The sequence below is a fragment of the Burkholderia sp. BC1 genome (genome assembly GCF_052683555.1).
The window spans coordinates 61,334-86,711 of the sequence record NZ_JBQYLP010000013.1; the positions used below are offsets into that span (position 1 = coordinate 61,334).

Genomic DNA, 25,378 nt, shown 5'->3' on the forward strand with positions numbered 1-25,378 from the left:
CATCCCACCGCCCATCCCCGACGCTGCATCCGCTATCGTGAAAGTCTTCCGCGGCCTGCCCAACGCCGAGAGCCGCGCGCCTTGCGCGCTGACGATCGGCAACTTCGACGGTGTCCATCGCGGGCATCAGGCCCTGCTCGCGCGCGTGCGCGCGGCAGCGGACGCGCGCGGCCTGCCCGTGTGCGTGATGACGTTCGAGCCGCATCCGCGCGAATTCTTCAACCCGGCCGGCGCGCCGCCGCGCATCGCGATGCTGCGCGACAAGCTCGAGGCGCTGCGCGAGCACGGCGTCGATCGCGTGGTCGTCGAGCACTTCAACCACACGTTCGCGAGCCAGTCGCCGCAGGCGTTCGTCGAACGCACGCTGGTCAACGGGCTGCACACGCGCTGGATGATGGTCGGCGACGATTTCTGCTACGGCGCGAAGCGCGCGGGCACCTTCGATACGCTGAAGGCGGCCGGCGAGCAGTACGGCTTCGAAGTCGAGCAGATGGGCACGATCGCCGGCAGCGACGGCACGCGCATCTCGAGCTCCGGCGTGCGCACCGCGCTCGCCGCGGGCGATCTCGAGGCGGCCGCGAGCGCGCTCGGCCACAGCTATGCGATCAGCGGCCACGTCGCACACGGGCTCAAGCTCGGCCGCGACCTCGGCTTCCCGACGCTGAACCTGCCGATCGCGCACAAGCGCCCTGCGCTCGCGGGCATCTTCGTCGTGCAGGTGCACGGCCTCGGCCCCGCACCGCTGCCCGGCGTCGCGAGCCTCGGCCTGCGTCCGACCGTCGACGATTCTGGCCGCGTGCTGCTCGAGGTGCACCTGCTCGACTGGCACGGCGACGCCTACGGCAAGCTCGTGCGCGTCGAATTCCTGAAAAAGCTGCGCGACGAGGCGAAATTCGACGATCTCGAGGCGCTGTCCCGCGCGATCGCGCAGGACGTCGCGAACGCGCGCGCGTACTTCATCGAGCGCGACCGTGCGCCGGGCAGCCGCGCGACCGGCTTCTCGACGTCGGCGACCGACCGAATTAGCTGATCCGGCCGGCGGCGCATAGCGCGCCGCACACCTCGCGCCGCGCTGCGCGCGCGCCCGATTCACGACGCACGTGCGTCCCCCCGATTTAGATAGCGATCCCATCATGAGCAACAAGAAAGCCGATTCGAAACCGCAGGCCAAGTATCCGGTCAACCTGCTCGACACGCCGTTCCCGATGCGCGGCGATCTGCCCAAGCGCGAGCCGCAGTGGGTCAAGGAGTGGGAGGAGCGCGGCGTCTACGAGAAGATCCGCGCGGCCAGCAAGGGCCGGCCGAAGTTCATCCTGCACGACGGCCCGCCGTATGCGAACGGCGACATCCACCTCGGTCACGCGGTCAACAAGATCCTGAAGGACATCGTCGTGAAGTCGCGCAACATGGCCGGCTTCGACGCGCCCTACGTGCCGGGCTGGGACTGCCATGGGATGCCGATCGAAATCCAGATCGAGAAGCAGTTCGGCAAGTCGCTGCCGGCCGCCGAAGTGATGAGCAAGGCGCGCGCGTACGCGACCGAGCAGATCGAGAAGCAGAAGGCCGGCTTCAAGCGCCTCGGCGTGCTCGGCGACTGGGCCGATCCGTACAAGACGATGAATTTCGTGAACGAAGCGGAAGAAATCCGCGCGCTCGGCAAGATCATCGAGAAGGGTTACGTCTATCGCGGGCTGAAGCCCGTGAACTGGTGCTTCGACTGCGGCTCGGCGCTCGCCGAAGCGGAAGTCGAGTACAAGGACCGCACGGATCCGACGATCGACGTGATGTTCCCGTTCGCCGAACCGGAAAAGACGGCGCAGGCGTTCGGACTGCCCGCGCTGCCGCGCGCCGAAGGCGGCATCGTGATCTGGACCACGACGCCGTGGACGATCCCCGCGAACCAGGCGCTGAACCTGCATCCCGAAATCGTCTATGCGCTCGTCGATACCGAGCGCGGGCTGCTGATCGTCGCCGAAGAGCGCGTCGCCGCGTGCATGGAGGAATTCAAGCTGAGCGGCCGCGTCGTCGCGACCGCGCCCGGCGTGAAGCTCGTCAACCTGCGCTTCCACCATCCGCTCGCGTCGGCTCATCCGGGCTACAAGCGCACGGCGCCCGTCTATCTCGGCGACTACGTGACGACCGACACCGGCACCGGCGTCGTGCACTCGTCGCCCGCATACGGCGTCGAAGATTTCATCTCGTGCAAGACGCACGGCATGACCGACTCCGACATCATCAACCCGGTGATGGGCGACGGCCGCTACATCGAATCGCTGCCGCTGTTCGGCGGGCTGTCGATTTGGGACGCGAATCCGAAGGTCGTCGACGCGCTGCGCGACGCCGGCACGCTGCTGCGCAGCGAGAAGTACACGCACAGCTACATGCACTGCTGGCGCCACAAGACGCCGATCATCTACCGCGCGACGTCGCAATGGTTCGCCGGGATGGACGTCACGCCGCGCGAAGGCGGCAAGACGCTGCGCGAGACCGCGCTCGAAGGCGTCGAAGCCACCGCGTTCTATCCGTCGTGGGGCAAGCAGCGCCTGTTCAGCATGATCGCGAACCGGCCCGACTGGACGCTGTCGCGTCAGCGCCAGTGGGGCGTGCCGATGGCGTTCTTCGTGCACAAGGAAACCGGCGAGCTGCATCCGCGCACGCTCGAGCTGCTCGAGGAAGTCGCGAAGCGTGTCGAAAAGTCCGGCATCGAGGCGTGGCAGACGCTCGATCCGCGCGAGCTGATCGGCGACGACGCGAACCTGTACGAAAAGAACCGCGACACGCTCGACGTGTGGTTCGACTCGGGCACGACGCACTGGCACGTGCTGCGCGGCTCGCACAAGGATCAGCTGCAGTTCCCGGCTGACCTCTACCTCGAAGGCTCGGACCAGCATCGCGGCTGGTTCCATTCGTCACTGCTGACCGCGTCGATGCTCGACGGCCGCGCGCCGTACAAGGGGCTGCTCACGCACGGCTTCACGGTCGACGGCGAAGGCCGCAAGATGAGCAAGTCGCTCGGCAACGGCGTCGATCCGCATGAAGTCGCGAATCGCCTCGGCGCGGAAATCATCCGCCTGTGGATCGCATCGACCGACTACTCGGGCGAGCTCGCGATCTCCGAGGAAATCCTGAAGCGCGTGACGGAAGGCTATCGCCGGATCCGCAACACGCTGCGCTTCCTGCTCGCGAACCTGTCCGACTTCGACTACGCGCAGCATGCGGTGCCGGTCGACGAATGGCTCGAGATCGATCGCTATGCCGTCGCGTTCTCGGCGCAGCTGCAGACCGAACTGCTCGCGTACTACGAGAAGTACGAATTCCACCCGGTCGTCGCGAAGCTGCAGACGTACTGCTCGGAAGACCTCGGCGGCTTCTACCTCGACGTGCTGAAGGACCGCCTGTACACGAGCGCGCCCGACTCGCGCGCACGCCGCTCCGCACAGACGGCGCTGTACCACCTGACGCAGGGCCTGCTGCGCGTGCTCGCACCGTTCCTGTCGTTTACGGCGGAGGAAGCGTGGAAGGTGTTCCAGCCGGCGAGCGACACGATCTTCACCGAAACGTATTACGCGTATCCGGACGTCGCCCACGCCGATGCGCTGATCGACAAGTGGTCGCTGCTGCGCGATGTGCGCGGCACCGTGACGAAGGCGCTCGAGGAAGCGCGCACCGCGAACCGCATCGGCTCGTCGCTGCAGGCCGAAGTGACGGTGCACGCGAGCGGCGCGCGTTACGATGCGCTCGCGAGCCTCGGCGACGATCTGAAGTTCGTGCTGATCACGTCGGCCGCGACGGTCGTCAAGGTCGACGACGAAGCGCAGGAAGGCGTCGACGTGGCCGCGTCGAAGTATCAGAAATGCGAACGCTGCTGGCACTATCGCGAAGACGTCGGCGCGCACGCCGATCATCCGACGCTGTGCGGCCGCTGCTTCTCGAACCTGTTTGAAAACGGCGAAATCCGGAGCGCTGCGTAAATATGGCGAAAACCCTGTCGAAACCGGCCAGCGGCGCACTCGCGCCGTGGCTGGGCATTTCGCTGATCGTGATCCTGTTCGACCAGCTGTCGAAAATCGCGATCCTGAAGACGTTTGCCTACGGCGCGCAGCATGCGCTGACGTCGTTCTTCAACCTCGTGCTCGTCTACAACCGCGGCGCCGCGTTCGGCTTCCTGTCGACCGCGAGCGGCTGGCAGCGCTGGGCGTTCACCGCGCTCGGCGTCGGCGCGACGCTCGTGATCTGCTTCCTGCTGAAGCGCCACGGCCACCAGCGGCTGTTCAGCCTGTCGCTCGCGCTGATCCTCGGCGGCGCGCTCGGCAACGTGATCGACCGGCTCGTCTACGGCCACGTGATCGACTTCCTCGATTTCCATCTCGGCGGCTGGCACTTTCCGGCATTCAACCTTGCCGACTCCGCGATCACGATCGGCGCCGTGCTGCTGATCTACGACGAACTGCGTCGCGTGCGCGGCGCACGCTAAGCGCGCATACTCTGCGTCGACGGCCGGCGTGCGTGCCGGCCGTCTCGTTCGACCCTTGGAGGCCTGAGTTGGCACACGCGGAACTCGCAGGAAAACACCTCGTTCTCGGCCTGACCGGCGGCATCGCCTGCTACAAGATCGCCGAGCTGACCCGGCTGCTCACGAAAGCCGGAGCGACCGTGCAGGTCGCGATGACCGAAGCCGCCACGCAGTTCATCACGCCCGTCACGATGCAGGCGCTGTCCGGCCGCCCCGTCTACACGAGCCAGTGGGATGCGCGCATCGACAACAACATGGCGCACATCGACCTGTCGCGCGAAGCCGACGCGATCGTGATCGCGCCCGCGTCGACCGATTTCCTCGCCAAGCTCGCACACGGCTTCGCGGACGATCTGCTGTCGACGCTCTGCGTCGCGCGCGACTGTCCGCTGCTCGTCGTGCCCGCGATGAACCGGCAGATGTGGCAGAACCCCGCCACGCAGCGCAACGTCGCACAACTGCGCGCCGACGGCGTGTCGGTGCTCGGCCCCGACTCCGGCGCGCAGGCGTGCGGCGAAGTCGGCGACGGCCGCATGCTCGAACCCGAAGCGATCTACGAAGCGATCGTCTCGCACTTCCGGCCGAAGCGGCTCGCGCATCGGCGCGTGCTGATCACGGCCGGCCCGACCTTCGAGCCGCTCGATCCGGTGCGCGGCCTCACGAACCGCTCGAGCGGCAAGATGGGTTTCGCGCTCGCGCGCGCCGCGCTGCAGGCAGGCGCCGAAGTCCATCTCGTCGCCGGCCCGGTCGCACTCGACACGCCGTGGGGCGTGTACCGCGAGGATGTGCAGACCGCGCAGCAGATGTACGACGCGGTGATGAACGCGATCAACGATGCCGACATCTTCATCGCGGTTGCCGCGGTGGCCGACTGGCGCGTCGCGCAGCCGGCCGAGCACAAGATGAAGAAGACGGCCGACCGCAAGATGCCGCCGCTCGAATTCGTCGAGAATCCCGACATCCTCGCGTCGGTCGCGGCGCTGCCCGATCCGCCGTTCTGCGTCGGCTTCGCGGCCGAGAGCGGCGACCTCGACGTGTACGGCGACGAAAAGCGCAAGCGCAAGAACGTGCCGCTGCTGGTCGGCAATCTCGGCCCGCTGACGTTCGGCCGCGACGACAACGAAGTCGTGCTGTTCGACGAAAGCGGCCTCACGCGGCTGCCGCGCGCGCCGAAGGACGAGCTCGCGCACGTGATCGTCGACGAAATCGCGAAGCGCCTGCCGGACAACAGCCTGATCTGAACTCCCGCGCGGCGGCATGCGCCGCCGCGCCCTTCCGACCGATTCGAACCGCATGAAACTCGACCTGAAGATTCTCGACGCGCGCATGCGCGACTATCTGCCCGCCTACGCAACCGCCGGCAGCGCGGGCCTCGATCTGCGCGCGTGCCTCGACGCGCCGCTGACGCTGAAGCCGGGCGACACGGCGCTCGTGCCGACCGGTCTCGCGATCCATCTGGCGGACCCGAACTACGCGGCGCTGATCCTGCCGCGCTCGGGTCTCGGCCACAAGCACGGCATCGTGCTCGGCAATCTGGTCGGGCTGATCGATTCCGACTACCAGGGCCAGCTGATGGTATCGACCTGGAACCGCGGGCAAACGGAATTCGTGCTGAACCCGTTCGAGCGCCTCGCGCAGCTCGTGATCGTGCCGGTCGTGCAGGCGCAGTTCAACATCGTCGACGACTTCGCGCAAAGCGAGCGCGGCGCCGGCGGTTTCGGCAGCACCGGTCGTCACTGAGCGTCGTACCGGAGATACAAAAGGGCCCGCGGGCCCTTTTTTGTTGCGCGGCGTCCGGGCGCGGCGCGCGTCAATCGTCGACGCGCTGTGCGACCCGTGCGGGCGTCATGCCGCGCTGCCGCTGCTGCGCGAGCATCGCATAGGCCACCATCGCGACGAGCACGCCGAGCAGCACCGCCGACGATCCGACCGTGCCGAGCGCGAGACCGCCCTTGTCGATCGGCTTCGTCAGCAAGTCGCCGACCGTCGCGCCGAACGGCCGCGTCAGCACGAACGCGGCCCAGAACAGCAGCACGCCGGAGATCCGCGTGAAGTAGTGTGCGACCACGATCGCCGCAATCAGGCCGCCGATCAGCAGCGCACCGCCGCCGAAGCCGAGGCCGGAACTGTCCGCGAGGAAATCGCCGAGCGCGGTGCCGAGCGTATTCGAGAACAGGATCGCGATCCAGTAGAGCATCTCGACCTTGCGCGTGCGGATCCGGTCGACCGACAGCGATTCGCCGCTCAGTCGCCAGATCGCGAAGATCGACAGCAGGATCGCGACGAGAATCGATGCGCCGAGCGCGTAGCCGAGCCCGAGCGTGCGGTCCATGAAGTCGGACATCGTCGTGCCGGCCGTGCTCGTCGCGACGATCACCGCCCAGTAGATCGCCGGCCGATAGCGTGTGGTGCGCAGTTGCGCGCCGAGCGTGACGAGGAAGAAACCGAACAGCAGGATCGAGCTCATCGCATAGCCGACGTTCAGCGTCATCGACAGCAGGTCGCCGCCGGTTTCGCCGAGCGTCGTCGCGCAGATCTTCATGATCCAGAACGCGAGCGTGATTTCGGGAAGTTTTTTCATTCGAACCTCTTGCGGAAACGCAGCGCGCGGACGTGCCGCGCGCATCGCAGACAGGCTCGAATGTAATCGCCGACGGCTTAACGCAACCTTAGCATTCGACGGACAGGCGATGCCGCGTGCCGGCGCCGTATCGCGCGGCGCACCGCCGCGCGCTCAGCGTGCGTGTTCGTGCCGGTAATGCAGCGCATACGCGCCCACCAGCAGCACGACGAACACGACGCCGACCGCCATCGTCATGCGGAATTCGTGCGTGAACGCCGTCGTCAACAGGATCGACGCGACGAGCGCGACCCCAAGCAGACTGCCGACCGGATGTCCCCACATACGGAATGGGAGCGCCGGGCCGCGGTAGCGCGCACGAAAACGCAGATGCGTGACGAAGATCATCAGCCAGGTGAACAGCGCGCCGAACATCGCGATCGCCATCATCACGGTAAACGCCGTATCGGGCGACACCGCGACGAGCACGGCCGCGACAGCGACGCCGCTCGTCGAGATCCAGAGCGCCGCGCGCGGCACGCCGTTCGCGCCGAGCCGGCCGAACACCGCGGGCGCGAGACGCGCGCGCGACAGGCTGAACATCATCCGCGTCGTCACGTACAGCTGGCTGTTCATCGCGGACAACGCGGCGATCAGCAGCACGAAGTTGATCACGCCGGCCGCGTACGGCACGTGCGTCGCGGCCATCACCTTCACGAACGGGCTCTCGTCGGTGCCGGCCTGCGTCCACGGGACGATCGCGAGCATCAGCGACAGCGTTAGCAGATAGAACAGCACGAGGCGAAACACGGTCGAGCGGAATGCGCGCGTGACCGCGTGCTGCGGATCGCGCGCTTCGCCGGCCGCGATCGCGACCGCCTCGATGCTCATGTAGCTGAAGATCGCGACGATCACCGCGACCCAGGTGCCCCACGGCCCTTTCGGCATGAAACCGCCGTGCGCGGTGTAGTTCGCGAAGCCGATGCCGGATGCGGGCGGCGCGGACCACACGAGATACGCGCCGAGCACGATGAAGACGACGATCGCCGCGATCTTCAGCAGCGAGAACGCATATTCGACCGAACCGTACAGCGTGACGCTCGCGAGATTCACCGCGATCAGCAGCGCGGAGAAGCCGATGACCCAGTACCAGCCCGGCACCGCCGGAAACCAGTACTTCATGAACACGGCGATCGCGCTGATCTCGGTGCCGATCGCGAATACGACCGCGAACCAGTATGCGTAACGGACCAGAAAGCCGGCGAGCGGGCCGACGTAATGTTCGGCATACGCACCGAACGAGCCGGCCGTCGGATGCGCGACCGTCATTTCGGCCAGCGCGCCCATCAGCAGCAATGCGATCAGCGCGCCGATCACATAGGACACGAGCACGCTCGGGCCGGCGAGCCCGATCGCGAAACCGCTGCCGAGAAAGAGTCCCGTGCCGATCGCGCCGCCGATCGCGATCATCGCCATCTGCCCCGACGTCAGCGCGTGGCGCAGCCCCTGTTCGCGTTCGACGATGGTGTCGAACGACTGCTGTTGTCGTGTCACTGCGTTGCCACTCCCCTGCCCTACGAACGCGCCGCCGGCGCCGGATAAAACGAAACGGCGCGGAGAACTTCCCGCGCCGTTCGGATGAACCCGCAATTATCGCTTATTCGACTTCGACCGTCTCTTCGTTCGGCTTGTGCGGCGGATTCGGCAGCTTGTCGAACGAGAGCTGCACCTTGTCGTTTTCGTCGACGTCGACCGTCACGCGGCCGCCGTTCACCAGCTTGCCGAACAGCAGCTCGTCGGCGAGCGCACGACGGATCGTGTCCTGGATCAGCCGCTGCATCGGCCGCGCACCCATCAGCGGGTCGAAGCCGTGCTTCGCCAGATGCTTGCGCAGCGCGTCGGTGAACAGCGCGTCGACCTTCTTCTCGTGCAGCTGTTCCTCGAGCTGGATCAGGAACTTGTCGACCACGCGCATGATGATTTCCTCATCGAGCGCACGGAAGCTGATGATCGCGTCGAGACGGTTGCGGAACTCCGGCGTGAACAGGCGCTTGATGTCGGCCATCTCGTCGCCGGTTTCGCGACGCGTCGTGAAGCCGATCGTCGCCTTCTGCATCGACTCGGCGCCCGCGTTCGTCGTCATGATGATGATGACGTTGCGGAAATCCGCCTTGCGGCCGTTGTTGTCCGTCAGCGTGCCGTGGTCCATCACCTGCAGCAGCACGTTGAAGATGTCCGGGTGCGCCTTCTCGATTTCGTCGAGTAGCAGCACGCAGTGCGGCTTCTTCGTGACGGCTTCGGTCAGCAGACCGCCCTGATCGAATCCGACGTAGCCCGGCGGCGCGCCGATCAGCCGGCTCACCGCATGGCGCTCCATGTATTCGGACATGTCGAAGCGAATCAGCTCGATGCCGAGCGTGAACGCGAGCTGGCGCGCAACCTCGGTCTTGCCGACGCCCGTCGGGCCCGAGAACAGGAACGCGCCGATCGGCTTGTCCATCTTGCCGAGGCCCGCGCGTGCCATCTTGATCGACGCCGCGAGTGCGTCGATCGCCGGATCCTGGCCGAACACGACGCTCTTCAGATCGCGATCGAGCGTCTGCAGCTTGCTGCGATCGTCCTGCGACACGCTTTGCGCCGGCACGCGCGCGATCTTCGAAATGATTTCCTCGATCTCGCTCTTGCCGATCGTCTTCTTCTGCTTCGACTTCGGCAGGATGCGCTGCGCGGCACCGGCTTCGTCGATCACGTCGATCGCCTTGTCCGGCAGATGACGGTCGGTGATGAAGCGCGCCGACAGTTCGGCGGCGGCCGACAACGCGCCCGACGAATACTTGACGCCGTGATGCTCCTCGAAGCGCGACTTCAGCCCGCGCAGGATCGCGACCGTCTGCTCGACGGTCGGCTCCGTCACGTCGACCTTCTGGAAGCGCCGCGACAGCGCCGCATCCTTCTCGAAGATCCCGCGATATTCGGTGAACGTCGTCGCGCCGATGCACTTGAGCGTGCCCGACGACAGCGCCGGCTTCAGCAGGTTCGACGCATCGAGCGTGCCGCCCGACGCGGCGCCCGCGCCGATCAGCGTGTGGATCTCGTCGATGAAGAGGATCGCGTGCGGACGCTCCTTCAGTTCCTTCAGCACCGTCTTCAGACGCTGCTCGAAATCGCCGCGATACTTGGTGCCCGCGAGCAGCGCGCCCATGTCGAGCGAGTAGACCTGCGCATTCGCGAGGATGTCGGGCACTTCGCCGCGCGTGATGCGGTACGCGAGCCCTTCCGCGATCGCGGTCTTGCCGACGCCGGCTTCGCCGACGAGCAGCGGATTGTTCTTGCGACGGCGGCACAGCACCTGCACGACGCGCTCGACCTCGGGCTCGCGCCCGATCAGCGGATCGATGCGGCCGTCCTTCGCCATCTGGTTCAGGTTCTGCGTGAACTGCGCGAGCGGCGTTTCCTTCTGCGCGTTCGCGTCGTCGCTTTCCGCGCTCGGATCGCCCGACTTCGCGGCCTCGCCGCTGTTCGTCTTCGCGATGCCGTGCGAGATGAAATTCACGACGTCCAGACGCGTGACGCCCTGCTGCTGCAGGTAGTAGACGGCATGCGAATCCTTCTCGCCGAAGATCGCGACCAACACGTTCGCGCCGGTCACTTCCTTCTTGCCGTTCGACGTCGACTGGACGTGCATGATCGCGCGCTGAATCACGCGCTGAAAGCCGAGCGTCGGCTGGGTATCGACGTCGTCGGTACCGGGGACGGTAGGCGTGTTGTCGTGGATGAAATTGCGCAGGTTCTGACGCAGATCCTCGATGTTGGCCGCGCACGCGCGCAACACCTCGGCTGCCGTCGGATTATCCAGCAGGGCGAGCAGCAGGTGCTCGACCGTAATGAACTCATGGCGCGCCTGGCGTGCTTCCATGAACGCCATGTGCAGGCTGACTTCCAATTCCTGGGCAATCATGCTTCCTCCATCACGCACTGCAGCGGATGCCCGGCCTGCCGCGCATGGGTAACGACTTGCTCAACTTTGGTCGACGCGATGTCCCGCGTATAGACCCCACAAACCCCTCGCCCTTCGCGATGGACCTTCAGCATGATCTGCGTGGCCGTCTCGCGATCCTTCTTGAAATACTCCTGCACGACCATCACGACGAATTCCATCGGCGTGAAGTCGTCGTTCAGCAACACCACCTTGTACATCGAAGGTGGCTTCAGCTTCTGTTGCTTGCGTTCCAGGACCGTGCTGTCCTGCTTGTCCGGGATAATCGCCATACACCCATTCTAAACAACTCGGACAGGCCCGCAATCCTGCCATTACCCGACCGACCGGCCGGCGCCCTCCCCGGTATCCCGGAAACACGCGATCGTCTTCGCGCCATGCGAAAGCCGGCTGCGGTGCCGGCTTTCACGCGTGGCGCGGAACGCGAATCGTCGCCGGGTGTCGCGCCGGAACGTCGTGTTCGCATCCAGTATCCCACAAGCCGGGACGACTCGAACGCGTGTCACTCGAGCCTGGTATATGAGCCGATTATGCGACTTTTCAAGTTGCCGCGCTTGCCGTCGTGCGGCGAAGCAAAGCCGGAAAAACCCTGAAAATGGGTTCTTTACAACGTCCCCCTAACCGTCTAAAAATTTCCTTGACACTCAAATAAAGAGCGCCAACAATCAAGCTGGCACTTTTTTCAAATTGCCTGCGGGCGAAATGAAAGAGGCCGAGGTGAGCTTGTGAGGGGGGAACGGCTGCAGTTTTCCGGTCGTTTAGCTTTTCGAGCGTGCTCGTGGTAAGTAGCGACTGTGTGACAGGGGAAGTAGGTATGGCAACTGGTATTGTCAAATGGTTCAACGACGCAAAGGGCTTCGGTTTCATCACTCCCGACGAGGGCGGTGAAGACCTGTTCGCGCACTTCTCGGCGATCAACATGCAGGGTTTCAAGACCCTGAAGGAAGGCCAGAAGGTGAGCTTCGAAGTCGTCCAAGGACCGAAGGGCAAGCAAGCTTCGAATATCCAGGCCGCCTGAGGGCAACGGATTTCGGATGAAGAAACCCGGCGAGATGCCGGGTTTCTTTTTTTGTGCATCGTAGATGCACCGCGTCGATTGATCGGCGAGTTTGCACAATGACGACACAAGCTCCGAGATTGTCCGCATAGGCGTGCAAATCGATTTTGTCGACGCGCGCGACCGTTTTACCGATTCGCGATCGCGCGCGCCGTCATCGTCGCGCAATATTTACATGCGCGTTTATCGCGCATGTTCGCCGTGGCGTTACCAGCTATATGAGGCGCCCGCGCCCCACGTCGTCGTCGCGGCATTCAGACTCGCGCCGGCACGCAGCTTGAGATTCTCGCCGAACCGCACCGATGCGCCGAGCGCGACGGCCTGATAGCCGAGATAGCCGCCCGTGCCGATCCCGACGGCGATCGTCTTGCCCGCGTCGACGTCGGGAATCATCGACAGCGCGGTCGCCGCTGCCACGCCGCCGTATGCGCGCCGTGCAACCGAGTGAAGCTGCCGCATGTTCACCGCATCGAAAGGCAGCACGCCGTCCGCGACATGTGCGATCTTCCGCTCGCGCCCCGCTGCGCCGACCGACACCGTATCGTCGCGATCCGCAACCGACGCGCGGCCAAGCGCGACCGAATTCGTGCCGCTCGCCACGGCGTCCGAACCGAGCGCGATGCTGTGCGCGGCCGTCGCCGACGCGCCATTTCCGACGCTCGTGCTGCGATCGCCGGCTGCCGTCGCGTCGGCGCCGATCGCGGTGCTTCGGAAGCCCGCAGCCTGTGCGCGAGCGCCCGTCGCGAGACCGTCGGTGCCCGTTGCGGTCGCCGCGACGCCGACTGCGACTCCGCCGGTGCGGCCTACGCGCGCACCGGCGCCGAGGACGGTACTGTCTGCGCCCTCGGCGCGCGCGCCCACGCCGATCGCGATGCCGCTGCTTGCCGTTGCATGCGCATCGGCGCCGATTGCAACGTTGCCATCGTTCGTCGCGATCGCGCGACGGCCCATCGCGAGGCTCGCGTCGCCGAGCGCGGACGCGTCGATGCCGAATGCGGCACTGTCCGCGCCTGCCGCGCGCGACGCCGCACCGATCGCGGCACCGTTCGCGCCGTCGGCGCTCGCGGTCGCGCCGACCGCGATGCCGCGCTCCGCCGATGCGTTCGCGGCAACGCCGATCGCGACGCCATCCGACGCCGACGCGTTGGCGCCGCCACCGATCGCGAGGCTCGCGTCGCCGAGCGCCGATGCATTCGGACCGAATGCCCCGCTGTCGACGCCCGCCGCGTTCGACGACATACCGACGGCCGCCGCACCCGTCCCGCTCGCATTCGCGCTCGAACCGAGCGCAATGCCGTGCTCCGCCGACGCGTCCGCCGCGACGCCGATCGCCACACCGCCCGATGCCTGCGCGTTTGCGCCGTAGCCCACCGCGACGCTGCCGTCGTTGAACGCCGATGCTTCCGCACCGAGCGCAATGCTGCCCGTGCCGTCCGCGCTGGCCGAGCCGCCGATCGCAATCGTCTCGTCCGCGAAAGCGCTCGCGACCGTCCCGAGCGCGATGCTGTCGAACTCGTTCGCGCTTGCGCCGCTGCCAAGCGCGATGCTTCCGTCGCCGAACGCCGCCGCGTCCGCGCCGAGCGCGGTGCTCGCCGCACCCGTTGCGCTCGATTGCACGCCCACCGCCGTACTGCCCGACGAAGCTGCCAGCGCCTGCGTACCGGCAGCCATGCTCTGTTCGCCCTTCGCCTTCGCGCCGGCGCCGACCGCAACGGCATCCGTCTGGTAGGCCGCCGCCGCGACACCTGCGGCCAGGCTCGCATCGCCTGCCGCCCACGCCTGCGGACCGAGCGCGATGCTGTCGGCGCCGGCAGCGAGTGCGTTGCCGCCGATCGCGAAGCTGTTCGGCCCCGGCGCGCGCGCACGCGTGCCGTTCATGTCATGCGCGTTGCCCGCATCGACGACGATCGCGATACCGTCGTCGGGTGCCAGCGCGTTCGCGCCGGCTCGCAGGATCGCGTCGGCGGACACGCTGCGCGACAGCGCCGGCGCATCGTCATACCGCTGCGCATATGCGTCGGGAACGGCCCATCCGAGCATGCCGGCCACGCCGGATGCCAGCGCGCGGCGGGCGCGCGACCGCGCGGAGCGCGCGCATCGCGACTCGTCTTTCGCACTGAAGGTGTTCGTGTTGATGCCTCGGTCTCTCGTATTTTTCATCGTTTTCCTAATCGTATTTTTCGGTCTTCGGCACACGTCGAATCCGCATCGGAAATCGGAAGCGACCTGTGCCGCACATGAACCGCCGGGAAGCGCACCGACGCGTTACGCTCAGGACTTCGCGTGCGAGCCGGCGGCGGAAATCGAGTATAGGGACGGCGACACGTCAGACATATCTGACACGTACCAATATTTATGGGACAACTAACTCAATTCGCATTTGACCGATAGGACAAGACAAATCATTACGCTGCGCGCGCCCCAATGTCGCCAGAGAAAGAAAAAGCCGCGCATCGACAACGATGCGCGGCCTGCTTTCCTGCGAACGGCGAACGCCGGGTGCCGACGACACCCGGACGAGCGATACGTCAGACGACCTTCAGCGTACCCATCATGCCGAGGTCTTCGTGTTCGAGAATGTGGCAGTGGAACATGCGTTCGCCGGCCATATCCTGCGTCGTCAGAATCGTCACCGTCTCGCCGCTGCGGACGTTCACGGTGTCGCGCCATGCGCGGAACGGCTCGATCGTGCGCGCGCCTTCCGTCGCGCGCTCGATCACCTGGAACTGCGTGCCGTGCAGATGGAACGGATGATCCATGTCGGTGGCGTTACGTATCGTCCAGCGTTCGACGTCGCCGCGGCGGCTCGTCAGCGTGACGCGCCCCGGCGCATAGGTGTCGCCGTTGATCGTGAAACGCATGCCGGCCGGGCGACCATGCGCGCCAGGCTTCATTATCGCGTCCATGTCCATCTCTTCGCCGAACGCGACCTCCTTGTGCGCGACGGGCTCGCCGAGCGGCGGCACCGTGCGCAGCGTCGCGGGCAACTCGCGCGGCGCGGCCGGCGCAAACACGACGTCGGCCAGCGCGCGTGCGGGATCGGGCGGCAGGCTGCCGTGGCCCTCGTCGTGCGACATCGCCATCTTGCCGCGGTCGTACTCGGCTGCCTGCAGCACCGCGCGCGACGCGCGGTCGCCGGCCCGAACCAGCATCTCCGCGCGCTCGCCCGGTGCGAGCAGCAGCGACGTGACGCGACGCGGCGCGCCGAACAGGCCGCCGTCGGTGCCGACATGCTCGAACGCGCGGCCATCGTCGAACGCGACGCGCAGGTAACGCGCGCTGCACGCGTTCCACACGCGCCAGCGTTCGTCGCCGGCGACCTCGATCCGCGGCCGGCGCGCACCGTTGACGAGCACGAACTGTCCTTCGCGACCGTTCATCCAGTCCATCATGTCGTTCGGCGGAATCGTCCCGTCGCGCGCGAGCTTCAGATCGGACACGAACAGGTGGCGCTCGGGCCAGCCCGCGAGCGGATCGTCGGCCGCACGCACGACGAACGGCCCCGCGAGCCCGCGGAACACCTGTTCGGCCGTCATCATGTGCGGATGCGGGTGATACCAGTACGTGCCCGCGCTGCCCTTCGGCAGCGTGAAGCGGTAGACGCGCGACGCGCCCGGCGCAACGGCATCGGACGGATTGCCGTCCTGATCGGGCGGCACCGGCAGCCCGTGCCAGTGAATCGTCGACGGCTGCGGCAGCTTGTTCTCGAACCGGATCTCGACCGTATCGCCCTCGCGCACGTCGATCAGCGGACCGACGACGGGGCCGTCGGCGCCCGCGCCGAACTGCCAGAACGTCGTCGGGCGCGCACCGCGCAGCAGCGGCCGCGCGACCGGCTGCGCGATCAGCGTCGCGCGGAACGTGCCCGGCTCGCGACTTTCGTTGACGAGCGTGCGCAATGCGGCCAGCGGCGCGCCGGCCGGCAGCGCGTCGGCTGCCGCGAGCGCCGCAGGCGCGGGCTTGTTAGCGTGCTGCCCGTGCCCGGCCATGCCGCCCATGCCCGGCATGTCGCGCATGTCGTCCATGCCTGCCATACCGGCATGTCCCGCATGTTGCGCCCATGCACCGCGTGCGACGAGCGATGCCGCCGCGACCCCGATCGCGCGCGACAGAAAGGTTCTTCGAATCATCAATCGTTCCTCGTTATTCGTGCGGCGGCAGCGGCGCCACGCGGACGGGCCGCATACCGCGGGCACGATGCGAAGCCGTGCCCCGCGCCATCATAACCGCGCGTCCGTACCGCGACGCGCGAGCGCCGGTCGAGCGGCGATACGTCGCAGTGCAGCCTGCGCATCGCGGCGCCCGTTCCGCACTCGGCGCATGGCGATTCCCACCTATTGGGCGCGCCCGCATGCTCGTCGATCGCCAAACCGTCAATTTTTCACGATGCGGAAAGAATCACTGCGTTATAAAAATTCGTGGTGCATGGCACAAATTCCCCGTTTCGCGATGCCGAAAAACGTTCCGCAATACAAAATGAAGCGCGTATCCTTTTGTTTTTACAGGATAATTTTTCTATCGAGTCGCCGTTCTACGCGCACCATCCGGGCCGTCGCCGGACGTAGACTTTGCTCCATGCACTGACGCTTCGCGACGATGGTCGATACCGGACCGGACGCAAGCAGCCAGTCGAGCCAGGGCCGGTCGAACCGGCGGCACGCACAGAATCGCTTGTGATCAGAAAGGGAGAACGGAAATGATGGGATTTCGCTTTGGTTCAGCGCTCGGGTCGTTCTACATCCTGCCGGGTAACGGCGGCTGGGAAGCGACGTTCGGCAACGCCGTGCTCGGCGCATTCTCGTGCCCGGAACACGCGGCAGACCACATCTCTCGCGGCGACTGCCCGCAGTTGTCCGACCTCGATACCGCGACGCTCGAAGTGCCGCACGAAATCGCCGAGTGGGAAGTCGTTCACGTCTGAATGACGCGTCACCCAAGCAAAACGCCCCGGACCTCCGGGGCGTTTCTTGTTGCGCTCGGGCGGCCGTCCGTCGGGCGGCGGCCGGTCAGCGCCGCCGCGTCCGCCTGCCGGCGCCGATCGCGATCAGAGCGCGTCGACGATCGCGTTGAGCGTCGCGCTCGGGCGCATCGCCTGGCTCGTCAGCTCGACGTTCGGGCGATAGTAGCCGCCGATGTTCTGCGGCTTGCCTTGCGCGGCCGACAGTTCCTCGAGAATGCGCGCCTCGTTGTCGGCGAGCGCCTTCGCGACACCCTCGAACTGCGCCTTCAGCGCCGCATCCTCGTCCTGCGCGGCGAGCGCCTGCGCCCAGTAGAGGCACAGGTAGAAGTGGCTGCCGCGGTTGTCGAGGCCGCCCACCTTGCGCGCCGGCGACTTGTTCTCGTCGAGGAACTTGCCGGTTGCCTGGTCGAGCGTCTTCGCGAGCACGAGCGCCTTCGGGTTCTGGTACGCGTTGCCGAGGTGTTCGAGCGACGCCGCGAGCGCGAGGAATTCGCCGAGCGAATCCCAGCGCAGGAAGCCTTCCTCGACGAACTGCTGCACGTGCTTCGGCGCCGAACCGCCTGCGCCCGTCTCGAACATCCCGCCGCCCGCCATCAGCGGCACGATCGATAGCATCTTCGCGCTGGTGCCGAGCTCCATGATCGGGAACAGGTCGGTCAGGTAGTCGCGCAGCACGTTCCCGGTGACCGAGATCGTGTCCTTGCCCGCGCGGATGCGCTCGAGCGAGAAACGCGTCGCTTCGACCGGCGTCATGATGCGGATGTCGAGACCGTTCGTGTCGTGATCCTTCAGGTAACGCTCGACCTTCGCGATGATCTGCGCGTCGTGCGCGCGCGCCGGATCGAGCCAGAACACGGCCGGTGCGCCGGTCGCACGTGCGCGGTTCACCGCGAGCTTGACCCAGTCCTGCACCGGTGCGTCCTTCGTCTGGCACATGCGCCAGATGTCGCCCGACTCGACCGCATGCTCGAGCAGCACGTTGCCCGCTTCGTCGATCACGCGCACGACGCCGTCGGCCGGGATCTGGAAGGTCTTGTCGTGCGAACCGTATTCCTCGGCCGCCTGCGCCATCAGGCCGACGTTCGGCACGCTGCCCATCGTGACCGGATCGAACGCGCCGTGCTGCTTGCAGTCCTCGATCACGGCCTGGTAGACGCCCGCGTAGCAGCGGTCCGGAATCACGGCCTTCGCGTCGTACAGTTCGCCGTCCGGGCCCCACATGCGGCCCGACTCGCGGATCATCGCCGGCATCGAGGCGTCGACGATCACGTCGCTCGGCACGTGCAGGTTCGTGATGCCCTTGTCGGAGTTCACCATCGCGAGACGCGGACGCACCGCGTACTCGGCCTTGATGTCGGCTTCGATCGCTTCGCGCGTGTCGGCCGGCAGGTCCTTCAGGCGCGCGTACAGATCGCCGATGCCGTTGTTCGGGTTGAAGCCCGCCTTGGCCAGCACGTCCGCATGCTTCTCGAGCGCGTCGCGATAGAACACCGAGACGACCTGACCGAACAGGATCGGATCGGAGACCTTCATCATCGTCGCCTTCAGGTGCACGGAGAACAGCACGTCCTGCGCCTTCGCGTCCGCGATCTGCGCTTCGAGGAAGCTGCGCAGCGCCTTGCGGCTCATCACCGACGCGTCGATCACTTCACCGGCCTTCACGGCCGTCTTTTCCTTGAGGACCTTCTTCACGCCGTCGGCCGTGGTCAGCTCGATCTTCACGCTGCCCGGCTCGGCGATCAGCGCCGACTTCTCGCTGCCGTAGAAGTCGCCTTCCGTCATGTGCGCGACGTGCGCCTTCGAGTTCGACTGCCATGCGCCCATCTTGTGCGGGTGCTTGCGTGCGTAGTTCTTCACCGACAGCGGCGCGCGGCGGTCGGAGTTGCCTTCGCGCAGCACCGGGTTCACCGCGCTGCCCTTGATCTTGTCGTAACGGGCCTTGATCGCCTTCTCTTCGTCGGTCGACGGCTCTTCCGGATAGGCCGGCAGCTTGTAGCCCTGTGCCTGCAGCTCGGCGATCGCAGCCTTCAGCTGCGGCACCGACGCACTGATGTTCGGCAGCTTGATGATGTTCGCCTCGGGCTTCAGCGTGAGCTGGCCGAGCTCGGCCAGATCGTCGGAACCCTTCTGCTCGGGCGGCAGGGTGTCTGCAAATGCCGCGATGATGCGGCCCGCGAGCGAAATGTCGCGCGTTTCGACGGCGACGCCGGACGAACGCGTGAAGGCCTTGACGATCGGCAGCAGCGAATAGGTCGCGAGCGCGGGCGCTTCGTCGGTGAGCGTGTAGATGATCTTGGGCGAAGTGGACATGGTCGATGCGTTGCTACGTGAAAGTGGGACTGAAGATCGCCGGCGGTAACCGGCGGGGAGCGACCGGGTCGGTCGCGAAAAGGGGCGCGCCGGCTAGCCGGGCGGGAATGTTGCGAGGGCCGTCATGTTCTACCTTGCAGGGCTTGCGGGCCGCCTCGCGGCGCCGCGGCCCGGATCGGACCGCCCTGCCAAAGCTGCCATCCACGAAACGCCCCGGCGCCGGCAGCAGGCGCCGGGGCGGCCGGCTGCGCGCCGGCCCATCCCGGAAGGGGTCTTACATGTTCTCGATCAGCACTTCGCCGAAACCGGAGCACGACACCTGCGTCGCCCCTTCCATCAGGCGCGCGAAGTCGTACGTGACGCGCTTCTGCAGGATCGACTTCTCCATCGCGGCGATGATCGTGTCGGCCGCTTCCGTCCAGCCGAGGTGGCGCAGCATCATTTCGGCCGACAGGATCTCGGAACCGGGGTTCACGTAATCCTTGCCGGCATACTTCGGCGCCGTGCCGTGCGTCGCTTCGAACATCGCGACCGAATCCGACAGGTTCGCGCCCGGCGCGATGCCGATGCCGCCGACCTGCGCGGCCAGCGCGTCCGAAATATAGTCGCCGTTCAGGTTCAGCGTCGCGATCACGTCGTATTCGGCCGGGCGCAGCAGGATCTGCTGCAGGAACGCGTCGGCGATCGAATCCTTGATCACGATCTCGCCGCCCGTCTTCGGGTTCTTCACGCGCATCCACGGGCCGCCGTCGATCAGCTCGCCGCCGAATTCCTTCTGCGCGAGCGCATAGCCGGCGTCACGGAACAGGCCTTCCGTGAACTTCATGATATTGCCCTTGTGCACCAGCGTGACCGACTTGCGATCGTTGTCGATCGCGTACTGGATCGCCTTGCGCACGAGGCGCTCGGTGCCTTCGGTCGACACGGGCTTCACGCCGATCCCCGACGTTTCCGGGAAGCGGATCTTCTTCACGCCCATCTCGTCGCGCAGGAACGCGATCACCTTCTTCGCCTGCTCGGAACCGGCCGGCCATTCGATGCCGGCGTAGATGTCTTCGGAGTTCTCGCGGAAGATCACCATGTCGATCTTTTCCGGCTCGCGCACCGGCGACGGCACGCCCTTGAAGTACCGCACCGGCCGCAGGCACACGTACAGATCGAGCTCCTGGCGCAGCGCGACGTTCAGCGAACGGATGCCGCCGCCGACCGGCGTCGTCAGCGGCCCCTTGATCGACACCACGTATTCCTTCAGCACCTGCAGCGTCTCGTCCGGCAGCCACACGTCCGGGCCGTACACCTTGGTCGCCTTCTCGCCGGCGTAGATCTCCATCCAGTGGATCTTGCGCTTGCCCTTGTACGCCGCCTCGACCGCCGCATCGACCACCTTGATCATGACCGGCGTGATGTCGAAGCCCGTCCCGTCGCCTTCGATATACGGAATGATCGGCTGATCGGAAACGTTGAGCGTGAAATCCTGGTTGACGGTGATCTTGTCACCGCCGTCCGGAACCTTGATGTGCTGATACGGCATGATCGACTCCAGTGACGTGGCTGAGCAGGTGTTGCTGGTCGAAGCTGCGCGCGCCGCAGGAGCAAGGCCTGAGCTCCCCGGCGCCGACAGCGAGCCGCTATTCTAGCGCCCCAACCGGGCACGGCGGCACGAAGCGCGGTGCTGCGTATCAAGTCTTCACTTATGTCTTATATAAGACAGAGGACTTGCCGTTCCATATTATGCATTAAGATTCCGCCATTTGCCATAGAGCGCCCGCCGCCCCGCGCGCCGCGGGCCTGCGTGTCGCCCATGACCCTGATCGCCCTCAACAAGCCGTTCGGCACGATTTGCCAGTTTTCCGCGCACGAAACGCGGCCGTCGCTCGGCGACTGGGTAAAAACGCCCGGCGTCTATCCGGCCGGCCGCCTCGACGCGGACAGCGAAGGCCTGCTGCTGCTCACCGACGACGGCGCGCTGCAGGCGCGCATCGCGGAGCCGCGCCACAAGCTCGTGAAACGCTACTGGGCGCAGGTCGAGGGCGCGCCGGGCCCGGCCGACCTGAAAGCGCTCGCGCGCGGCGTCGATCTCGGCGACTATGTGACGCGCCCGTGCCGCGCCGAATTCATCGAACCGCCCGAGACGCTATGGCCGCGCAACCCGCCGATCCGCTACCGCGCGGCGATCCCGACGACCTGGATCGAACTCGCGATCACCGAAGGCAAGAACCGGCAGGTACGCAGGATGACGGCGGCGGTCGGCTTCCCGACGTTGCGCCTCGTGCGCGTCGGCATCGGCGCGCTCGACATATTCGCGCTCGGCATTGCACCCGGCGAAACAATCGCGCTGCCGCCGCGCGCGCCATGGGACGGTTTCGCACGCGAAGCCTGAGCGGCGCGACGCGCGCGCACTTTTCCTCATCTTTTTCGTCAACCGCCTGCGAAGATCGCGCGTTAAACGACGCAGATGCCACCCTGAGCTATCCGGCATTGGCGGCCGAATCCGCGTTTGCGTCACGAAACCGACGTTTTCGTCGAATACGATTCGGCGCCCGCAGCGCAAAGAGAAATTTCTCGGAGCGTCTGTCAACCGAAAGGTGGATGGCACCGTTAGACGTCATGACTCCTATGCCGGGTCATTTGGTTAATTAACTAAAGCTGAGGAACACAACATGAACAAACTGATCGCCGCTCTGGTCGCTGGTCTCTTCGCAACGGCTGCTTTCGCACAAGCTTCGGCTCCGGAAGCTGCTTCGGCTGCTGCTCCGGCAGCTGCTTCGGCACCGGCAAAGCACAAGGCTGCGAAGAAGCACCACGCCAAGAAGCACCACGCAGCGAAGAAGGCTGCTAGCGAAGCCGAAGCCCCGGCAGCTGCTTCGAACTAAGCAAGCTGGTTGTAATAACGCAGTCAAGAACACACGTTCGTGCCGTTCTTACGGCGTTGAAAGGCAGATCACCGCAAGGCGATCTGCCTTTTTCTTTTTGTGCCCGCCGGTGCGGATCGCGTACCATGCGGTCTCGTTTTCCAGATAGGAGCCCTGCTGTGCGATTCTCCCTGCGCTCGTCGCTCGGCCGCCTTGCGCGCGCCGCCGTGTTTCCCGCCGCACTCGCCGTGCTTGCGCTCGGCATGCAGAGCGCCGGCGCGCAAATACCGCCCGGCGCGAAGCAGCCCAGCGAGTTTCCGCGCGTGAAGCTGCGCGCCGGCATGTACGTGATCGATGCGGCCGTCGCCGCGAACGACGCCGACCGCGAACAGGGGCTGATGTACCGCTCGCAGCTCGCGCCGAACGAAGGGATGCTGTTCGTGTTCAACGAGAACGCCGTGCACTGCTTCTGGATGAAGAACACGCTGATCCCGCTGTCGATCGCGTTCATCCGCGCCGACGGCACGATCACCGACATCGACGAGATGCAGGCCGAGACGACCGACAACCACTGCCCGCGCAACAACGGCGTCTATGCGCTCGAAATGAGCAAGGGCTGGTTCGCCGCGAAGGGCATCAAGCCCGGCATGAAGCTCGAAGGGCTGCCGAAGCCGCAGTGACGCACAGCGCCCGCGCGCGGGCCGCGCCCTGCCCCGCCCGAAACCGGCCGCGTCGCGCGCCGGTTTTTTTTCGTCCGCCGCCGGCGGCGCCGTCTTGATTCCGCGGTCGCGGCCCGCATCTGCAAAAGCCGCGCGCAAGCGCTATCCTTGAAGTCTCGCTTGTTTCCAAGCCCGGACCGGCGCAGCCGGCCCGCTTACGATCCGAACCACCAGGAGGTTCACGTGCCCCGCAAAACCCCCATCGAGCGCTATCGCAACATCGGGATCAGCGCTCACATCGATGCCGGCAAGACCACGACGACCGAGCGCATCCTGTTTTACACCGGCGTGAGCCACAAGATCGGTGAAGTGCACGACGGTGCGGCCACGATGGACTGGATGGAGCAGGAGCAGGAACGCGGCATCACGATCACGTCGGCTGCGACCACCGCTTTCTGGAAAGGCATGGCCGGCAACTATCCAGAACACCGGATCAACATCATCGATACGCCCGGGCACGTCGACTTCACGATCGAGGTCGAGCGCTCGATGCGCGTGCTGGACGGCGCCTGCATGGTCTACGACTCGGTCGGCGGCGTGCAGCCGCAGTCCGAAACCGTGTGGCGCCAGGCGAACAAGTACAAGGTGCCGCGCATCGCGTTCGTCAACAAGATGGACCGCGTCGGCGCGGACTTCTTCCGCGTGCAGCGGCAGATCGGCGAGCGGCTGAAAGGCGTCGCGGTGCCGATCCAGATTCCGATCGGTGCGGAAGATCATTTCCAGGGCGTCGTCGATCTCGTGAAGATGAAGGCGATCGTCTGGGACGACGAAAGCCAGGGTGTGAAGTTCACGTACGAGGACATCCCCGCGAACCTCGTCGATCTCGCACACGAGTGGCGCGAGAAGATGGTCGAGGCGGCCGCCGAGGCGAGCGAGGAACTGCTCGAGAAGTATCTGCACGACCACGAATCGCTGACCGAGGACGAGATCAAGGCCGCGCTGCGCCAGCGCACGATCGCCAACGAGATCGTGCCGATGCTGTGCGGCAGCGCGTTCAAGAACAAGGGCGTGCAGGCGATGCTCGACGCGGTGATCGACTATCTGCCGTCGCCGGTCGACGTGCCCGCGATCCTCGGCCACACGCTCGACGATCAGGAAGCGGAACGCCATCCGAGCGACGACGAGCCGTTCTCCGCGCTCGCGTTCAAGATCATGACCGACCCGTTCGTCGGCCAGCTGATCTTCTTCCGCGTCTACTCGGGCGTCGTCAACTCGGGCGACACCGTGCTCAACGCGACGAAGGACAAGAAGGAGCGGCTCGGGCGGATCCTGCAGATGCACGCGAACGAGCGCAAGGAAATCAAGGAAGTGCGCGCGGGCGACATCGCGGCGGCCGTCGGCCTGAAGGAAGCGACGACCGGCGACACGCTGTGCGACCCGGCCAAGCCGATCATTCTCGAGAAGATGGAATTCCCCGAGCCCGTGATCTCGCAGGCGGTCGAGCCGAAGACGAAGGCCGACCAGGAGAAGATGGGCCTCGCGCTGAACCGTCTCGCGCAGGAAGATCCGTCGTTCCGCGTGCAGACCGACGAGGAATCCGGGCAGACGATCATCTCGGGGATGGGCGAGCTCCACCTCGAAATTCTGGTCGACCGGATGAAGCGCGAGTTCGGCGTCGAGGCGACGGTCGGCAAGCCGCAGGTCGCGTATCGCGAGACGGTGCGCACGACGGCCGCCGACGTCGAGGGCAAGTTCGTCAAGCAGTCGGGCGGGCGCGGCCAGTACGGTCACGCGGTGATCACGCTCGAGCCGAACCCCGGCAAGGGCTATGAGTTCCTCGACGAGATCAAGGGCGGCGTGATTCCGCGCGAATTCATTCCGGCGGTCAACAAGGGCATCGAGGAAACGCTGAAGAGCGGCGTGCTCGCGGGCTACCCGGTCGTCGACGTGAAGGTGCACCTGACGTTCGGTTCGTACCACGACGTCGATTCGAACGAAAACGCGTTCCGCATGGCCGGTTCGATGGCGTTCAAGGAAGCGATGCGCCGCGCGAAGCCGGTGCTGCTCGAACCGATGATGGCCGTCGAGGTCGAGACGCCCGAGGACTTCATGGGCAACGTGATGGGCGACCTGTCGAGCCGGCGCGGCATCGTGCAGGGGATGGAAGACATCGCCGGCGGCGGCGGCAAGCTCGTGCGCGCCGAAGTGCCGCTCGCGGAGATGTTCGGCTATTCGACGGCGCTGCGCTCGGCCACGCAAGGTCGCGCGACCTACACGATGGAGTTCAAGCACTACGCCGAAACGCCGACGAACGTGTCCGAAGCGGTGATCAACGCGAAGACGAAATAAGCGCGGCGTTCGTCGCGGAGTACGAAAGCTCGTCCGGTTCCGGACGAGCTTTTTTTTCGGCGCGCCATCCGCACGCCGCGCATTTTTTTCGCGTGCCACAATGGCCGGCGTATCGTCCGAT

At 65.9% G+C, this 25,378-nt stretch carries 19 protein-coding genes; 11 read left to right on the forward strand and 8 right to left on the reverse strand.

Annotation, left to right across the window (positions count from 1 at the left end):
* Positions 1 to 37 precede the first annotated feature (37 nt).
* From ACSHSS_RS09075 to dut, 5 genes are all read left to right on the forward strand, one after another.
* Complete coding sequence (locus ACSHSS_RS09075; RefSeq protein WP_006398536.1) at positions 38 to 1,030, forward strand: bifunctional riboflavin kinase/FAD synthetase; 993 nt, start codon at positions 38 to 40, stop codon at positions 1,028 to 1,030.
* Between the two features lie 103 nt (positions 1,031 to 1,133).
* On the forward strand, positions 1,134 to 3,971 hold the full coding sequence (gene ileS, locus ACSHSS_RS09080; protein ID WP_039219768.1) for an isoleucine--tRNA ligase: 2,838 nt from the start codon (positions 1,134 to 1,136) through the stop codon (positions 3,969 to 3,971).
* A gap of 2 nt (positions 3,972 to 3,973) precedes the next feature.
* Positions 3,974 to 4,474, forward strand: coding sequence for a signal peptidase II (lspA, locus tag ACSHSS_RS09085; protein ID WP_006398534.1), 501 nt, complete (start codon positions 3,974 to 3,976; stop codon positions 4,472 to 4,474).
* A 68-nt stretch (positions 4,475 to 4,542) separates the two neighbouring features.
* The gene (gene coaBC, locus ACSHSS_RS09090; RefSeq protein ID WP_445544849.1) at positions 4,543 to 5,754 is read left to right on the forward strand and encodes a bifunctional phosphopantothenoylcysteine decarboxylase/phosphopantothenate--cysteine ligase CoaBC; all 1,212 of its coding nucleotides are present in this window, start codon (positions 4,543 to 4,545) and stop codon (positions 5,752 to 5,754) included.
* 52 nt (positions 5,755 to 5,806) lie between these two features.
* A complete protein-coding gene (gene dut / locus ACSHSS_RS09095; protein WP_006398532.1) occupies positions 5,807 to 6,253 on the forward strand; it encodes a dUTP diphosphatase in 447 nt (148 codons plus the stop codon).
* Between the two features lie 70 nt (positions 6,254 to 6,323).
* Here the strand turns inward: dut and ACSHSS_RS09100 are convergent, their stop codons facing one another.
* The 4 genes from ACSHSS_RS09100 to clpS form a co-directional block, all read right to left on the reverse strand.
* Positions 6,324 to 7,094, reverse strand: coding sequence for a COG4705 family protein (locus ACSHSS_RS09100; protein ID WP_012212856.1), 771 nt, complete (start codon positions 7,092 to 7,094; stop codon positions 6,324 to 6,326).
* Positions 7,095 to 7,247: 153 nt separating this feature from the next.
* Positions 7,248 to 8,627, reverse strand: a complete 1,380-nt coding sequence (locus ACSHSS_RS09105; protein ID WP_445544850.1) for an amino acid permease — start codon at positions 8,625 to 8,627, stop codon at positions 7,248 to 7,250.
* A 103-nt stretch (positions 8,628 to 8,730) separates the two neighbouring features.
* Complete coding sequence (clpA, locus tag ACSHSS_RS09110; protein ID WP_006398530.1) at positions 8,731 to 11,031, reverse strand: ATP-dependent Clp protease ATP-binding subunit ClpA; 2,301 nt, start codon at positions 11,029 to 11,031, stop codon at positions 8,731 to 8,733.
* On the reverse strand, positions 11,028 to 11,342 hold the full coding sequence (gene clpS / locus ACSHSS_RS09115; RefSeq protein ID WP_006398529.1) for an ATP-dependent Clp protease adapter ClpS: 315 nt from the start codon (positions 11,340 to 11,342) through the stop codon (positions 11,028 to 11,030). Before clpS ends, clpA begins: the two co-directional genes overlap by 4 nt.
* 542 nt (positions 11,343 to 11,884) lie before the next feature.
* Between clpS and ACSHSS_RS09120 the strand changes: the two genes are divergently transcribed.
* Positions 11,885 to 12,088, forward strand: a complete 204-nt coding sequence (locus ACSHSS_RS09120; protein ID WP_004196460.1) for a cold-shock protein — start codon at positions 11,885 to 11,887, stop codon at positions 12,086 to 12,088.
* A gap of 246 nt (positions 12,089 to 12,334) precedes the next feature.
* On the opposite strand, the gene ACSHSS_RS09125 is transcribed toward ACSHSS_RS09120, so the two are convergent.
* Both ACSHSS_RS09125 and ACSHSS_RS09130 read right to left on the reverse strand, forming a co-directional pair.
* Entirely contained in the window at positions 12,335 to 14,167 is a 1,833-nt protein-coding gene (locus ACSHSS_RS09125; protein WP_445544851.1) for a YadA-like family protein, read from the reverse strand.
* Between the two features lie 488 nt (positions 14,168 to 14,655).
* A complete protein-coding gene (locus tag ACSHSS_RS09130; protein ID WP_217261847.1) occupies positions 14,656 to 16,257 on the reverse strand; it encodes a multicopper oxidase family protein in 1,602 nt (533 codons plus the stop codon).
* Between the two features lie 566 nt (positions 16,258 to 16,823).
* Here ACSHSS_RS09130 and ACSHSS_RS09135 point away from each other — a divergent pair.
* Positions 16,824 to 17,048, forward strand: a complete 225-nt coding sequence (locus ACSHSS_RS09135) for a hypothetical protein (RefSeq protein ID WP_012212852.1) — start codon at positions 16,824 to 16,826, stop codon at positions 17,046 to 17,048.
* Positions 17,049 to 17,171: 123 nt separating this feature from the next.
* Here ACSHSS_RS09135 and ACSHSS_RS09140 read toward each other — a convergent pair whose 3' ends face one another.
* Entirely contained in the window at positions 17,172 to 19,397 is a 2,226-nt protein-coding gene (locus tag ACSHSS_RS09140) for an NADP-dependent isocitrate dehydrogenase (RefSeq protein WP_006398523.1), read from the reverse strand.
* 274 nt (positions 19,398 to 19,671) lie between these two features.
* Entirely contained in the window at positions 19,672 to 20,928 is a 1,257-nt protein-coding gene (gene icd, locus ACSHSS_RS09145; RefSeq protein WP_006398522.1) for an NADP-dependent isocitrate dehydrogenase, read from the reverse strand.
* A 270-nt stretch (positions 20,929 to 21,198) separates the two neighbouring features.
* On the opposite strand from icd, the gene ACSHSS_RS09150 reads away from it, so the two are divergent.
* The 4 genes from ACSHSS_RS09150 (at position 21,199) to fusA (ending at position 25,257) form a co-directional block, all read left to right on the forward strand.
* The gene (locus ACSHSS_RS09150) at positions 21,199 to 21,777 is read left to right on the forward strand and encodes a pseudouridine synthase (protein ID WP_059782739.1); all 579 of its coding nucleotides are present in this window, start codon (positions 21,199 to 21,201) and stop codon (positions 21,775 to 21,777) included.
* A gap of 280 nt (positions 21,778 to 22,057) precedes the next feature.
* Positions 22,058 to 22,270 (forward strand): hypothetical protein, encoded by a 213-nt coding sequence (locus tag ACSHSS_RS09155; protein ID WP_006398520.1) that lies wholly within the window; start codon positions 22,058 to 22,060, stop codon positions 22,268 to 22,270.
* 158 nt (positions 22,271 to 22,428) lie between these two features.
* On the forward strand, positions 22,429 to 22,929 hold the full coding sequence (locus tag ACSHSS_RS09160) for a DUF192 domain-containing protein (protein WP_006405897.1): 501 nt from the start codon (positions 22,429 to 22,431) through the stop codon (positions 22,927 to 22,929).
* 222 nt (positions 22,930 to 23,151) lie between these two features.
* A complete protein-coding gene (fusA, locus tag ACSHSS_RS09165; protein WP_006398518.1) occupies positions 23,152 to 25,257 on the forward strand; it encodes an elongation factor G in 2,106 nt (701 codons plus the stop codon).
* Positions 25,258 to 25,378 lie beyond the last annotated feature (121 nt).

Excerpts from the sequence above, each read along its gene's own strand:
- ileS (WP_039219768.1), top strand. The coding sequence starts at position 1,134 with ATGAGCAACAAGAAAGCCGATTCGAAACCGCAGGCCAAGTATCCGGTC.
- lspA (WP_006398534.1), top strand. The coding sequence starts at position 3,974 with ATGGCGAAAACCCTGTCGAAACCGGCCAGCGGCGCACTCGCGCCGTGG.
- dut (WP_006398532.1), top strand. The coding sequence starts at position 5,807 with ATGAAACTCGACCTGAAGATTCTCGACGCGCGCATGCGCGACTATCTG.
- ACSHSS_RS09100 (WP_012212856.1), bottom strand. The coding sequence starts at position 7,094 with ATGAAAAAACTTCCCGAAATCACGCTCGCGTTCTGGATCATGAAGATC.
- clpA (WP_006398530.1), bottom strand. The coding sequence starts at position 11,031 with ATGATTGCCCAGGAATTGGAAGTCAGCCTGCACATGGCGTTCATGGAA.
- clpS (WP_006398529.1), bottom strand. The coding sequence starts at position 11,342 with ATGGCGATTATCCCGGACAAGCAGGACAGCACGGTCCTGGAACGCAAG.
- ACSHSS_RS09120 (WP_004196460.1), top strand. The coding sequence starts at position 11,885 with ATGGCAACTGGTATTGTCAAATGGTTCAACGACGCAAAGGGCTTCGGT.
- ACSHSS_RS09125 (WP_445544851.1), bottom strand. The coding sequence starts at position 14,167 with ATGCTCGGATGGGCCGTTCCCGACGCATATGCGCAGCGGTATGACGAT.
- ACSHSS_RS09130 (WP_217261847.1), bottom strand. The coding sequence starts at position 16,257 with ATGATTCGAAGAACCTTTCTGTCGCGCGCGATCGGGGTCGCGGCGGCA.
- ACSHSS_RS09135 (WP_012212852.1), top strand. The coding sequence starts at position 16,824 with ATGATGGGATTTCGCTTTGGTTCAGCGCTCGGGTCGTTCTACATCCTG.
- ACSHSS_RS09140 (WP_006398523.1), bottom strand. The coding sequence starts at position 19,397 with ATGTCCACTTCGCCCAAGATCATCTACACGCTCACCGACGAAGCGCCC.
- icd (WP_006398522.1), bottom strand. The coding sequence starts at position 20,928 with ATGCCGTATCAGCACATCAAGGTTCCGGACGGCGGTGACAAGATCACC.
- ACSHSS_RS09150 (WP_059782739.1), top strand. The coding sequence starts at position 21,199 with ATGACCCTGATCGCCCTCAACAAGCCGTTCGGCACGATTTGCCAGTTT.
- ACSHSS_RS09155 (WP_006398520.1), top strand. The coding sequence starts at position 22,058 with ATGAACAAACTGATCGCCGCTCTGGTCGCTGGTCTCTTCGCAACGGCT.